This is a genomic window from Pseudoalteromonas sp. MMG006, assembly GCF_018101025.1.
GTDB lineage: Bacteria > Pseudomonadota > Gammaproteobacteria > Enterobacterales > Alteromonadaceae > Pseudoalteromonas.
The window spans coordinates 40,446-54,509 of sequence record NZ_JAGJEJ010000012.1; the positions used below are offsets into that span (position 1 = coordinate 40,446).

A 14,064-nucleotide genomic window follows, 5' to 3' on the forward strand; every position below is an offset into this window, starting at 1 on the left:
TGGCGTTAATAGAAATTTGGGATAATAGGATATGCAAACAAATTCACTTAGATGGGTTTTCCCATTTGTAGCGCTGGCCATAGGTATTGTTGGCTTTATGGGTGTTAATGCTATAGCGCAAGAACCAGAGCAAAAAAAGGCGGTAGATACGCGCCCTACGGTGCAAGTTGAGCCTGTAGCAGCAAACGATCACCAAGTAATTATAAATAGCTATGGTGAGATAAAGCCGCTTGAGAATACACAACTTTCGGCGCAAGTGTCGGGTGAAGTATTAAGTTGGCACCCTAACTTTGTTGCCGGTGGTGTGGTTGCTCGTGGTGAAACATTATTCACTATAGAAAAAGATAACTATGAAGCTGCAGTACTTGTTGCTGAGGCTGATGTTGCTCGAGCACAGGCTGCACTTATTGAAGAGCAGGCTCAGGCTCAGGTAGCCGAAGACGAAGCAAAGCGTTTTCCTAGTAAAGCGCGTACCGATTTATTTTTACGTAAGCCGCAAGTGTTAAGTGCTCAAGCTGCAGTTAAATCGGCGCAAGCAGCTTTAAAGCGTGCGCAACGTGATTTAGATAATTGTGAAGTGACAGCGCCATACGATGCTTTAGTGGTTAGCCGTAATGTAGGTGTTGGTCAGTTTGTTACTATGGGCTCACAAGTTGCTGAATTAAATAATATTGAAACCGCTGAAGTGATCATTCCTATTGCAGGGTTCGATAGCGTGTTTTTACCAGAGCGTATTAAAGGCATTACCGCTACCGTGATTCAAAAAGGGCTAAACAGCTTTACGCGCGAAGGGATAATAGACCGTGATTTAGGAATTGTAGATAGCGCTACACGTATGAGCAGCTTAGTTGTGCGTATTGAAGACCCATATGGTTTAAAAACAAAACAACCTGCTATTAAGTTTGGCAGCTACGTACAAGTTAATTTTGCTGGGGCTACGCTTAATAATATTTACCGCTTACCGCAAGAGTTAGTTAATAACAAAACCGTATGGATCGTTAATGAAGAGCAGCAACTTGAGCCGCGCAAAGTTACAGTTATTCGTGAAGAGGGTGAGTACTTTTACATCAGTGATGGTTTGCAAGCTAATGACAAGCTGGTGATTACGTTGCCAGAGTATCCGCAAAAAGGTATGGCTGTAAAAATTGCGGGCCTTCAAGATACTAAAAAAACAGAGGCACTTGAAAATGCTTCCACTGAAAAATTATAAAGGTAGGCTGAGTTATGAGTAACACTGAACTACCAAATACAGCGTCTAACGCTGAAAAACAAACCGGTATTATTGCTTATTTTGCCAATAACTCCGTTGCTGCCAACCTAATGATGATTTTTATTGTGGTGATGGGGATTATTAGCTTTCTAAATATCCAACGCCAAATGTTCCCTAATGTAGAAATTAACTACATTAATATTGAAGCTAACTATCCTGGCGCTTCACCACAAGAAATAGAAGAAAGCATACTTATAAAAATTGAAGAGTCGCTAAAAGATGTGACCGAAATTAAAAAAGGCGTGTACAGGGCATTTAGAAATGGCGGTACAGCAAGTCTTGAAATTAATACTGATGTAGAGCTGACCGATATACTCGATAAAGTTAAATTACGGGTTGATGGTATAGCAACGTTTCCAGCCGGTATGGAACCGGTCACCATAAGTCAAGTTGAGTTTAGGCAAGATGTTATAGGTATGACGCTCGTTGCTGACTTACCGCTAACTGAGCTTAAGCCTATAGCAAACCAAATAGAAGATGAGTTACTACAGCTATCTAACGTGTCGTTAGTGGTAAACGATGTTCCTCTTGATGAAATAGCAATTGAAATCGAACCCGATACGCTGCGTCAATATAACCTAACGCTTAGTGATGTAATGAATGCAGTGCGTCGTTACTCAGCTAACTTTTCGGCGGGGCAGCTAAAAACAGACGCAGGTGTTATTTCTGTTCGAGTAGAAAACCAATTTTACTCTGGTGAAGAATTTAGACAAATACCGGTAAAAATAGGGGCTAATGGCGCTAAAGTGTTACTGCAAGATATTGCCGTGATTAAAGATCAGTTCACTGAAGGTGAGCGTTACTTTAAATTCAATGGTGAAAATGCAGTTTATATATCGGTAAAAGCGACTGAAGAGCAAAGTATTATCCCAGTTGCTGATTCAGTAAAAGCATTTATAGAATTAAAAAACAAAGAGCTACCACTGGGGGTTCGTTTAGAGCCACTAATGGATTTTACGTATTACTTAAATGCCCGCTTGGATATGATGGTTACAAACCTCATTCAGGGCGCTATTTTGGTTGCAATTATGTTATCAATCTTTTTACGCTTTAAGTTGGCATTATGGGTGATGATTGGTTTGCCAGTGTGCTTTTTGGGCGCAATGATGATGATGCCATTGTTTGGTGTAACCATTAATATTTTATCACTTTTTGCCTTTATTATGGTGCTAGGGATTGTGGTGGACGACGCCATTGTCATAGGCGAAAGTGCCTACACCGAAATAGAAAAAAAAGGCGGTGGTGTTGTTAATGTGGTTAATGGCGCAAAACGCGTAGCAACCCCTGCAACTTTTGGTGTACTAACGACCATTGCAGTATTTGCTCCGTTTACGTTATCTACAGGCCCAGAAAGTGCCTTCTTTTATGGTATAGCCGTGGTGGTAATGTTGTGTTTAGTATTTAGTTTGATTGAATCAAAGTTGATACTGCCAGCCCATATTGCTCACACTCATTTTTCACCAATAAAAGAGGGTGGCTGGCGAGATCGGTTTAATACGCGATTTTTTGGTTTTGTAAATGGCCCATATAAGCGCTTTGTTATACGTTGTGTTGAATGGCGTTGGTCAGTGTTATTTTCATTTATTGCCCTATTGATCGTAACCTTTGCTTTGATCTCATCAAATCAAGTTCGTACTGGGTTTATGCCAAAAATTCCGCATGACTACCCACAAATAAATCTAGAAATGAATGACAATGTATCTGACATACAAACAATAAATGCTATTCGTGAAATAGAGGCGATGGTGATTGCGATTGATGAAGATACCGAGCGCAAATATGGTCAAAAGCTCATAAGAGATATTTTAGTCTATAACCAAGGCCGAACTGAAGCACAAGTGCTTGTACCTCTTGTTGATGAAAGTGTACGGCCTTATAACGCATTTGAATTATCACGCCGTTGGCGCGAAGCCATGCCTGATATTGCCGGTGTTAAATCATTAACCATTTATGATGATGTAAATGGAGGGGGGAGTGACGGCGAATTTGGTTATTTATTATATGGCTCTGATATTGATACATTAAATAATGCAGGACGTCGTTTTATAGAGTTGCTGCAACAGCAAGAAGGTTTGTTTGATATTAGCTCAACAATAGATCCTGCAAGTAAAGAAGTGCAAATGAGCCTAAAACCTGTCGCTTACGATTTAGGTTTAGACTTAGCTTCTATTGCAAATCAAGTTGGGGCAAGCTTTTACGGTGGTGAGGCTCAACGTGTTATTCGCCGAGGCGAGGAAGTACGTGTAATGGTGCGTTACCCTAAACTGACTCGAGAGGCATTTTCGTCACTTAAGCATGCGGTTGTTACTACCCCGCAAGGTCGAGAAGTGCTTCTTGGTGATGTAGTAGAGCTAACAGAAACACCAGGTATTAGTTATATCCGCCGCGAAGGGGGCTATCGTACAGTGTATGTTTATGGCAACATTGATGAGGAAGTGATTGAGCCAAACGAAGTTGTAGATCAAATTAAAGAAAAATTACTACCACAGCTTAAAGAAGAGTACCCAGGTGTTAAGTCTGAACTTGGTGGCGCCATTGAAGAGCAACAAGATCAAGCTAATCAGCAGAAGATGTTTTTCTTCGGCGGCATGATTTTGGTGTATATCTTATTAGCCGTACCCCTTAAGAGTTATGCGCAACCACTTATTGTTATGTCGGTGATTCCATTTAGCTTAACGGGAGCAATATGGGGGCATTACTGGTTTGGTTTGGATATAACTTTAATGTCAGGCTTTGGTATTATTGCTGCAGCTGGGGTGGTTATAAACGACTCACTCGTTATGACCGATTATGTGAATCAAGCCCGTAAAGCAGGTGTTAGTATTAAAAATGCTGTAATAGATGCCGGTTGTGCTCGATTCAGACCTATATTACTTACTTCAATCACTACATTTGCAGGCGTATTGCCCATTATGTTTGAAACAAGCCTGCAGGCTAAGTTTGTAATACCTATGGCGGTAGCGCTTGGTTTTGCAGTGATGTTTGCAACATTAATAACGCTTATATTGGTACCATGTTTGTATATCATATTAAGCGATGTTGGTAACTTGTTTAAGCGCTTGTCGGGGCTTATTAAGCGTATATTTAAACGCAGCCCAGTTAAGGTTTAGTTTAATAAGTAATATATGTATTTCAAAAATAGATACAAAAAAGCACGGAACGGTTAACCGTTCCGTGCTTTTTTATTACTTATTGTTACTTCATCAAGCAGCTAAAACAATAATAATTAATCTTTAAATTGTTTATGGCAATCTTTACAGCCTTTAGCCCATGCACCAAAAGCTTTACCGATTACAGCTTTATCGCCTGATTGAGCAGCTAACGCTAGCTTATCTGCATTTGCTGCAAAAGCATTCGCTTTTTCAACGAAGGTTGCATTTTCAGCCCAAACAGCAGCAAGTGCAGCTGTGTCGCCTTTATCTGTGCCTTCATAAAACGCTTCCCATGGCATTTTTGAAAGTGCAGCTGCGTTGTTAGCACGCTTTTTAAATTGCTCTGCGTCAAAAGGTACTTTGCCTTTTAGCATAGCGCCCATGTTACCAATTTGTACTGAAATCATTGAGAACGCAGCTTGACGGTATTCAATCGCGTCACTTGGCTCTTTAAATGCAGAATTTGCTGATACGCTAAGTGTACATGTTGCTAAAGCAACCCCTGCTAAAACTTGTTTTAATTTAATCATTGGAATCCCTGTTAATTATGTCTCGACTATTGCTTTTGTATCTTAGCTACTGCTTTTATTCAAGCTAATAAGACAAAATCAACTAAAAGTTAGTCGTTTATGTCTATATCGGCAAATATCATTCCTCGGCGCATACTTCGGGTTGCTAGAAACACCTCCCCAAGTAGCGACATAAAAGCGCATATTAGTAATGCCATTGCAGCTACAAAACAGCTAGCAATAGTAACTCCTAAATTAACAGATTGAATATGTGATAAAAATAATAGCATTACCACAGCACAAACCAGCAGAGCGCTTAATACACTTAAACTAAAAGCTATATGGATACAACGTGAGCGTTTTAAAAGTGCACGTAGCTCAGTGGCGAGAGATTTATTAAAGTCTTCATCAATACTGATTTTTAATTTGCGTTCAAGCTGGCGAGCTCGGTCTGTTATGCGTGCCAAACGATTAGATAAGACCCCTAAAGTGGCTGCAATACCGGTTATTAAAAAGACAGGAGCTACAGCTGTTTGTATTACTTTAGCCATAGTTAAAATGTTAATTACGTCATTGCTCATTCATTTTCCAGAGAATTTAGGGTTTGGTTTACAGTGGTTTACAAAGTTAATTTTGCTAAAGTGTTTAATTAACAATGGTTTGAGTTTTTTTTTAGTTTTTTGTTAGTCGTAATGTAACCAAGCTGTTGCTAGTTTGTATGTCTAGGATTTATATTAAATTCACAATTCTAATTACATTGAATTGAGTAAATACAATAATATAAAACTTATCCCAGGGGAAATAATGTCTCATATAACAATGAAAAGAACCGCTCTTTCATCGGCTATTGGTTTAGCAATGATGTCATACAGTGCTGTTGCCGCACCTGACTTATCAAAAGGTTACGTGCCAGAAACATCAAGTGTAAAAACGTACTCTCAAGATAAAACTATTTCTACTAAAGCACGCTATATCATTCAGCTTGAAGATGAGCCGCTAGCCACTTACAAAGGTGGTATTGTAGGGCTTGAAGCAACGTCAGCAGCTGTAACCGGCGATAGTAAAGTTAAGCTATCTTCAGCACCCGCCTTAAAATATAGCAGCTACTTAAAAGCAAAACAAAAAAGCGTAGCACAAGTTGCAGCATCAGTAAGTGGTGGTTCTGTATCACATTCATTTAGCACGTTGTTTAACGGTATTGTTATTGAGGGCGAACAAGGTCAACGCGAAGCGCTTTCTAAACTTTCAGGCGTTAAAAAAGTATTTTTAGATACCGAGTACCACACCTTAATGGATGCCTCTATTGATGTGATCAAAGGTGTAGAAGCATGGCAGGCCTTAGGTGGTCAATCTGAAGCAGGTAAAGGTGTTAAGGTTGCTATTATTGACTCGGGTATTCGCCCAGAAAACCCTATGTTTTCAGATATTGGTTTTGCTGCTGCAGAATTTAGCGAAGAAGAAGCTGCTTACATTGCAGAAAACCCTGATTACTGTCGTATTGACGGCGGCGAAGCTGATTTTTGTAATAACAAACTAATTGTAGCGCGTGCATTTGGTCCAACCCCTAGTGATGTGCACCCTGATGAATATATTGGTTCTCCTTTAGGCTATGATGGTCACGGTACTCACGTAGCAGGTACTGCTGTTGGTAACCCTATTGAAATTACGTACCAAGAGAATAACGTATCAATTTCAGGCGTAGCACCTGCAGCGCAGTTAATGGCTTATAAGGCGCTTTGGCATACAGCGGATGGAAATGGTAGTGGTACAACAGTTGCATTGATGTCAGCTTTAGAAGCTGCGATTAAAGATGGTGCCGATGTTATAAATAACTCTTGGGGTGGCGGCGCAGGTGGCAATCCTTCAAGCAGTGCATACAGTGATTTATTTACCGCCGCTGAAGAAGCGGGTGTGGTAGTTGTAACTGCTGCAGGTAATGATGGTAATGGTCCACAAACGATTGGTTGCCCTAGTTGTATAGAATCTGGCTTAACAGTCGCGAATACGCAAACTGGACGTTTTTTCTCTCAGCAAATTGAAGTTGCTGGCGAAACGTATTTAAGCATAGAAGGAAGTAATGGTTTATTAACTGATCCTATTTCATTGCCTATCATTTCTGCGCAAGTGATTGCCCCTGATAACTTTGAAGGGTGTGAAGAGTTTGCTGAAGACGTATCGTTTGCAGATTCTGTAGCACTAATTTCTCGTGGTAGCTGTGCATTTTCAACTAAAGCAGCAAACGCAGAGAAAGCCGGTGCAACAGCGGTAATTATCCACAATAATGTTGCAGGCGGTGCAATGGGCATGTCTATGGATGATGCTACAATCCCAGCCTCATCGGTGAGCAAAGAAGATGGTTTAAGCTTAGTTGATCTTTTAACTGATGCTGAAGAGCCGATTATTGCTTCTCTCGATCCAAGTGTTAAAAGAACGATTCAAGAGAAATTTACTGATGCAGTAAATTCTTCAAGCTCGCGTGGACCTAATGGCGAGCCTAGCTTCTTAAAACCTGATATTGCGGCGCCAGGTACAGATATTCTTTCAGCGTACTCGCCAGATGAGGGAAATGGCATTACCTTTAATGCGATTACGGGTACAAGTATGGCTAGCCCGCATGTTGCCGGTGCAGCAGCATTGATGAAACAAGCTCACCCAGAGTGGAATGCGATACAAATCAAAACAGCACTTATGAGCTCATCTAAAATGGATGGCTTACATAAAGAAGATTTAGTTACTAAAGCTGATGCCTTCGATGTAGGTGCTGGCCGACTGGATATGCCTAGTGCATTAGATGCTGCACTTACATTTGACCACGGCTCTTACGCTGACCCGAGTTGTTTAAGCGTTTGTAGCTTCTCTAACACAGTTCAAAATATGACTGATGTTGCTGGCGAGTGGACTGCAAAAGTAGTAACCGATATGGAAGGCGCTGAAATTACAGTTTCTCCTAGCACAGTTATGCTTGGCGCGCATGGTTCTACTTCAGCAGATGCAGAAGGTACAGAAACAAGTACTGATGTAGCTGAGTTTAACCTTGATATTGATTCAACGTTTAATGATGTCAAAGGCTGGAACTTTGGTCATGTGGTATGGACTCATACTGAGACAGGACAAGTCGCGCATTTACCGTTTGCCATTTATGATAACGAAGCGACCAATAGCAGTGTATTCAGTGCGACAGTAGATGCAGATTCTTTAAATTCCTCTACTCCAGCTAAAGTAGGTGTGCAATTTAACAACACTCTATTTACTGACGAGCTATCAATAAATGTGAAGCTGGATGAAAATGCAGAGTTACTGACAGGTGCTGAACCTGTAGTTGACGTAACTAATGGTGCTGGTGAAGTAACATTCAGTGAAAACAATAAAGAGTTGACTTGGACTGGTACACTTGGGCCGAAAGAATTTGCTATTAATAGCGATGAATTTTTAGGTACATTCTCACTTGCAGACGAAGGTTTTGAACCACAATCTTGCCCTGATGGATGTGATGAGATAACGATTACCGTAGAAGCTGACTTTATTTTTGATGGTAAAGAGTACTCAGCATTTACAATCTCAGATAATGGCTTTATAGCCGTTGGCTCAGATATAAATACAGCTGGTTCATATGCTCCTCAAGCAATGCCAAATTCCGAAGCTCCAAGTGGTGTAATTGCTCCACTATGGGCTGACTTCGACTTAGCTGGCGGTACTACTGGCGGCGGCGATATCTATGTTGCTAAATTTGAGAGTGGCTATGTAGTAGTTGAGTGGCATGATGTTGAGCTTTGGAATAGCGCTACTGGCGATAAGTACACGTTCCAAGTAATCTTAAACGAAGGAACAGATGAAGTTCGTATTAACTACATTGACGTACCTACTTTACCAACTCCGTTCTCTGCGGGTGTAGAATCAGCTGATGGGAATGTAGGTGCAATGTTGGACACAGTGCCTACAGGAACTGATATTGGTGGTGGTTACTTAGTTGAACAGATTAAAGGCGGAACTGTTGATATTCAGTACCAAGCTTTTGCAAAGGATCGTAGCCATTACACGACTGCAGACTCAGTGGAAGTTGATGAAGAGCAAACTGTTAATATCAATGTGTTAGCTAACGATATGGCTGAATCTCGCTTTGTATTTGATGCGGTGGCTTCATCAGAAACAGAAAATGCGGAGTTTTCTGCGCATAAGGGTGTAAGAGTTAAGGGAAGTCTTGTAGCATCGACTGTTGAAGTTGTATCTGCACCTGCAAATGGTTCAACAACGATCAATGAAGATGGCACTATCGACTACACGCCAAATGCACAGTTCTCAGGTGAAGATAGCTTTACATACACAGTGCGTGAAGCATCAGGTACAAGCGCTGAAGAAACAACAGTATCAATAGTGGTTAACGATACAATTGCAGATCCTCAGCCAGTAACACCAACAGAGCCTGAAAGTAATGGTTCGTCTGGTTCACTAGCTTGGCTTACATTGCTAGTAGCGCCGTTTGCATTTATGCGTCGTCGTAAACAAAAGTAATTAAATAACTAATTAGTTATTTTAAAGGGAGCTTCGGCTCCCTTTTTACATAGCTTCACAAACTAAATCACACCGTGCTTTATAATTAGGTATATTTAATATTACCAATAATAACAACGACTGAGATTTATAAATGTTCCGTTCTTCATTCACACTAGCCGCATTATCACTAGCTGTTTTAGCTGGGTGTGACAAAGCACCACAAGGTACATCTACCGATACTTCAACAACCAATACTATGCAAACACAGCAAGCACCAAAAACAGTTAATGCAGTGGCGCCTATCGCTAAAAAAGTACCTCACGAAATGACTATTCATGGCGACACGCGTATTGATGATTACTACTGGCTACGTGATGACGAGCGCAAAGCGCCAGAAGTTATAAGTTACCTTGAGGCTGAAAATATCTACACAGATACCATGCTTGCACATACTAAAACACTCCAAAGTGAATTATTTGAAGAGCTAAAAGGGCGTATTCAAAAAGATGATGACTCAGTACCAGTAAAAAGGGGGGACTATTTTTACTCAACACAAACACGTGGTGATAATGAGTATGCAACATACCTTCGTAGTAGCGACTTTAACGGTGCTGATCAAGAAGTCATTTTAGACGTAAATGAGCTAGCTAAAGGCCATGACTATTATAATGTAAGTGGTTTATCTGTAAGCACTAATGGCAATTTAATGGCCTATGGGGAAGATACTGTTAGCCGACGAGTTTACACAATAAAAATAAAAGACTTAAACACAGGTAAGTTGCTCGAAGACACACTTGAGGGAACGAATGGTGGCGTTATTTGGGCAAACGATAATAAAACGGTCTATTATATAAAAAAAGATTTACAAACTTTACTTGGCTATCAAGTTTATCGCCATACGCTAGGTACGCCTCAAAGCGATGATGAACTAGTTTACGAAGAAACTGACACCAGTTATTACACTGGAATTAGTAAAAGCAAAGACGGCACTGAAATTTATATTTGGCACAGCAGTACTGCGGCTTCAGGTATGTCAGTGTTAAACGCAGACGATATAAATGCGATGCCTAAGCGTTTTATTGAGCGAGAAGCAGACCTTGAATACAGCATTTCTAAGTTAGGTAATACGTATTACATTGTCACTAATCTAAATGCCGTTAACTTCCAGCTTATGAAAGTAGACGTTGATAAAGCGCATGATAAAGCCAACTGGCAAACAGTGATAGCGCCACGCGAAGAAGTGAAATTAGAAGGTATTGATTTATTTAAAGACTACCTAGTTTATCAAGAGCGAGAAATGGGGCAGTCTAAGTTGATTGCTCGTCATTTAACAACGGGTAAAGAGCTGCCGCTTAGTTTTAATGATAGTGCTTATACAATTGCAGCTTATGGTAACAACGATATAGACAGTGACACATTACGTGTTTACTACACAAGTATGACTACACCAGGTACGTCTTACGATATTAACCTTAAAACGGGTGATAAAACGCTTCTTAAACAGCAAACTGTATTAGGTGACTTTAATGCTGATAATTATGCGTCTGAACGTATTTTTGTAACGGCTCGCGATGATATAAAAGTTCCGGTAAGCTTAGTTTACCGAAAAGATGCATTTAAAAAAGATGGCACTAACCCATTACTGCAATACGGTTATGGCTCGTATGGCGCCACTATGGATCCTACTTTTTCTAGCTCACGTTTAAGTTTGTTAGACCGTGGTTTTGTATATGCTATTGCCCATGTACGTGGCTCGCAAATGTTAGGCCGCCCTTGGTATGAAGATGGCAAATTACTCACTAAAAAGAATACCTTTAACGACTTTGTTGATGTAACTAAATCATTAGTTGCACAAGGTTATGGCGCTAAAGATGAAATATTTGCTTACGGCGGCAGTGCTGGTGGCTTATTAATGGGCGCGGTAGCAAACCAAGCACCTGAGCTTTATAAAGGCATGGTTGCCGCTGTACCGTTTGTTGATGTAGTTACCACCATGCTTGATGCGAGTATTCCACTTACTACCAATGAGTATGGAGAGTGGGGTAATCCAAATGAAAAAGAGTATTACGACTATATGCTTTCGTATTCGCCATACGACCAAGTATCCAAACAAGCATATCCAAATATGTTAGTTACAACCGGTTTGCATGACTCACAAGTTCAATACTTCGAGCCAGCTAAATGGGTTGCTAAGCTGCGTGATTACAAAACAGATGACAATAAGCTACTGTTTAAAATAGATATGGAAGCAGGGCACGGTGGTGCTTCTGGCCGCTTTAAGCGCTTAGAAGATACCGCGCTAAACTATGCATTTATGCTTGATTTAGCGGGTATTAAAAAGTAATTGATCTTCTATTTAACGCCAGTAGATTAAACTCATTAAAAGGTGCTTTTTAAGAAAGCACCTTTTTTTGTGGTAAATTAAAGCTAAACATAGTGCCTTTGCCAATTTCACTTTGCACGTATATTTCGCTATCCATAAGCTTTAATAATCCTCTGCAAATAGCCAGTCCTAAACCACCTTGCTGGCGTCCCTCTTTATTAGAATTACTTGCTTGATAATGGGGATCAAAAATAGCATTCAGCTCATCTTCTTTTATACCTACGCCAGTATCTGATACATGCACAAATAGTTGATTATCGTCACTGCGTTTTACATGTATGCCAATGTTGCCTCCACGATGGGTATGCCTAATGGCATTATCTATTAAGTTACTCAATACTCGCTCTAATTTTGCTATATCTGCTACTACAGGGAAATCGCATATAGCAGGCTCTACAGATAAGTTAAGCCCTTTCTTTTCGGCGGTAATACTAAACTTAGCAATGCAGTCGTAAATGAGTTCACCTAAATTAAATGTTTCTTTATGTATGTTTATTTCGCCATTTTCTAAGTGCGCAAGTTCAAATATTTGCTCTATGAGTAATTTAAGCTGTCCGCAATTATTAAGTGATACCTGTAAGTACTCTTGCTGTTCTTGAGGGCTCAACTTATCTTTTGACTGATTTAATACCTCTAAAAAACCTTGCAGTGAGGCAAGGGGGGTACGTAAGTCGTGAGATAAATGTGTTAATAAAACTTTGCGCTGCTTGTCGCCTTGCTCTAGTGCTTTAAATTGCTCATTAATACGAGTAAGCATAGCTTGAATACTGCGCCCTAAACTATGTACTTCGTTACTTTTTTGCGTTGAGTAGTTACTAAGCTTTGTGTCTGTAAGGCTATAATTAGCGGCTTCAATATTACTTACATCACGGGCCAATCGTTGAATAGGATTGGTAAAAAAACGCAGTAAAATAAGCATTGCAATGAGTAAAAATGCAAGTGCAGATCCAAGCCATAAAGCAGCTAGCCATAGCTTGTCATTATTTTTAATGGTGCTTAAAGACGTGTCGTAAGCTTCGCCCCCAATAATTACATATAAGTATCCTTGCAGCTTATCGTTATTAAACACAGGGGCGACTGAAAATATTTTTTGCTGCTCTTTATTTCGTGGATTATCACCATAAATTGGCGCTGCATCTGGGTTATTAATCAGCTTTTTTAAGGGTGCTAAATTAATATGAGTACGTTTAACTTTGCCAGGCTCTGCTGAGTAAGTAAGAATTTTGCCGTTATCATCTACAAAATAAAATTCAAATGCGGGGCCTAATAGCATTAAGGTATGAAAAAGGTTTTCGAGTGCTTTGTAGTCGTACACCCCTTCTTTTATTAGTGGATTATCTTGTACTAAGTGCTCGGCAAGCGCCAAATGTAAGTTTTGCTCAGCATGATGTTTTGAGGTGAGCTCCAGTTGTTTGCTCCAGCTGTAAACTAATGCGCAAATAAAGCAAAATATAACAACTAACGACACTGCTAATTTTTTATATAAAGATAGTTTCATTGTTAAAGCTCTTAAGTGAGTTGGCTTGGGTTGAGTTTGTAGCCAACCCCCCAAACTGTTTCGATAATGGGTGCTTGGTGATGCTGCTCAAGCTTTGCGCGTAGCCTATTTATATGTGAGTTAACGGTGTGCTCGTATCCGGTGTGTTGATACCCCCACACTTTATCGAGCAGTTGCTGGCGACTAAAAACATGGTTTGGATGGCGAGCAAAATACACAAGCAAATCAAATTCAGTGGCGGTTAGGTTGAGGGCTTGTTCGTCCAAATAAACTTGGTGTGAGCTAAATTCAATATTTAGCGATCCTACGTTTAGTGTTTGCTCATTGTGTGTGGGGTCATTATCGTTATTTTGAATGGCAAGTAGTTGTGCTCTGTGGCGTAGTTGGGTTTTTACCCTGGCCTGTAATTCGCGTGCAAAAAAGGGTTTACAAATATAATCATCAGCGCCCATTTCAAGACCAATTACACGGTCCATATCGCTGCTAAGGGCTGTCAGTAAAATAACTGAAATAGTGGGGTAATGTTCTTTTATTTTACGGCATAGGCTTAACCCGTCCATTTGTGGTAGGTTGATATCAAGTAAAATAAGCCCGTAAGGTTGTTTTGCTATTTTTTTTAGTGCGAGTTCAGCGCTTACAACATGATCTACGTGCAAATTTAATGAAGCAAGCTGTGTTGTGATTAATTGCCCTATTTCTCTGTCGTCTTCTACTACCAATAATTTTTCGTGTCGCATGATCAACCTCGTAAAAAGGGGACG

Annotated in this window: 8 protein-coding genes; 4 read left to right on the forward strand and 4 right to left on the reverse strand. The window is 40.2% G+C overall.

Going from position 1 to position 14,064, the window contains the following annotated elements; all coding sequences use genetic code 11:
• Positions 1 to 31 precede the first annotated feature (31 nt).
• Both J8L73_RS12430 and J8L73_RS12435 read left to right on the forward strand, forming a co-directional pair.
• On the forward strand, positions 32 to 1,210 hold the full coding sequence (locus J8L73_RS12430; RefSeq protein WP_211017452.1) for an efflux RND transporter periplasmic adaptor subunit: 1,179 nt from the start codon (positions 32 to 34) through the stop codon (positions 1,208 to 1,210).
• 14 nt (positions 1,211 to 1,224) lie between these two features.
• The gene (locus J8L73_RS12435; protein WP_211017454.1) at positions 1,225 to 4,380 is read left to right on the forward strand and encodes an efflux RND transporter permease subunit; all 3,156 of its coding nucleotides are present in this window, start codon (positions 1,225 to 1,227) and stop codon (positions 4,378 to 4,380) included.
• A gap of 116 nt (positions 4,381 to 4,496) precedes the next feature.
• Here J8L73_RS12435 and J8L73_RS12440 read toward each other — a convergent pair whose 3' ends face one another.
• The gene (locus tag J8L73_RS12440; RefSeq protein WP_211017546.1) at positions 4,497 to 4,949 is read right to left on the reverse strand and encodes a cytochrome c; all 453 of its coding nucleotides are present in this window, start codon (positions 4,947 to 4,949) and stop codon (positions 4,497 to 4,499) included.
• A 92-nt stretch (positions 4,950 to 5,041) separates the two neighbouring features.
• The gene (locus J8L73_RS12445; RefSeq protein ID WP_211017456.1) at positions 5,042 to 5,512 is read right to left on the reverse strand and encodes a DUF2721 domain-containing protein; all 471 of its coding nucleotides are present in this window, start codon (positions 5,510 to 5,512) and stop codon (positions 5,042 to 5,044) included.
• Between the two features lie 223 nt (positions 5,513 to 5,735).
• On the opposite strand from J8L73_RS12445, the gene J8L73_RS19455 reads away from it, so the two are divergent.
• Together J8L73_RS19455 and J8L73_RS12455 are read left to right on the forward strand one after the other, a co-directional pair.
• Positions 5,736 to 9,440, forward strand: a complete 3,705-nt coding sequence (locus J8L73_RS19455; RefSeq protein WP_211017458.1) for a S8 family serine peptidase — start codon at positions 5,736 to 5,738, stop codon at positions 9,438 to 9,440.
• A gap of 133 nt (positions 9,441 to 9,573) precedes the next feature.
• Positions 9,574 to 11,766 (forward strand): S9 family peptidase, encoded by a 2,193-nt coding sequence (locus J8L73_RS12455; protein ID WP_211017460.1) that lies wholly within the window; start codon positions 9,574 to 9,576, stop codon positions 11,764 to 11,766.
• Between the two features lie 49 nt (positions 11,767 to 11,815).
• Here the strand turns inward: J8L73_RS12455 and J8L73_RS12460 are convergent, their stop codons facing one another.
• On the reverse strand, positions 11,816 to 13,303 hold the full coding sequence (locus J8L73_RS12460; RefSeq protein ID WP_211017462.1) for a HAMP domain-containing sensor histidine kinase: 1,488 nt from the start codon (positions 13,301 to 13,303) through the stop codon (positions 11,816 to 11,818).
• An 11-nt stretch (positions 13,304 to 13,314) separates the two neighbouring features.
• Positions 13,315 to 14,040: a response regulator transcription factor gene (locus J8L73_RS12465; protein WP_211017464.1), complete on the reverse strand. Its 726-nt coding sequence runs from the start codon at positions 14,038 to 14,040 to the stop codon at positions 13,315 to 13,317.
• Between the last annotated feature and the right edge of the window lie 24 nt (positions 14,041 to 14,064).

What these genes read in the sequence shown, in the direction of transcription:
- J8L73_RS12430 (WP_211017452.1), top strand. Translation starts at nt 32, where the DNA reads ATGCAAACAAATTCACTTAGATGGGTTTTCCCATTTGTAGCGCTGGCC.
- J8L73_RS12435 (WP_211017454.1), top strand. Translation starts at nt 1,225, where the DNA reads ATGAGTAACACTGAACTACCAAATACAGCGTCTAACGCTGAAAAACAA.
- J8L73_RS12445 (WP_211017456.1), bottom strand. Translation starts at nt 5,512, where the DNA reads ATGAGCAATGACGTAATTAACATTTTAACTATGGCTAAAGTAATACAA.
- J8L73_RS19455 (WP_211017458.1), top strand. Translation starts at nt 5,736, where the DNA reads ATGTCTCATATAACAATGAAAAGAACCGCTCTTTCATCGGCTATTGGT.
- J8L73_RS12455 (WP_211017460.1), top strand. Translation starts at nt 9,574, where the DNA reads ATGTTCCGTTCTTCATTCACACTAGCCGCATTATCACTAGCTGTTTTA.
- J8L73_RS12460 (WP_211017462.1), bottom strand. Translation starts at nt 13,303, where the DNA reads ATGAAACTATCTTTATATAAAAAATTAGCAGTGTCGTTAGTTGTTATA.
- J8L73_RS12465 (WP_211017464.1), bottom strand. Translation starts at nt 14,040, where the DNA reads ATGCGACACGAAAAATTATTGGTAGTAGAAGACGACAGAGAAATAGGG.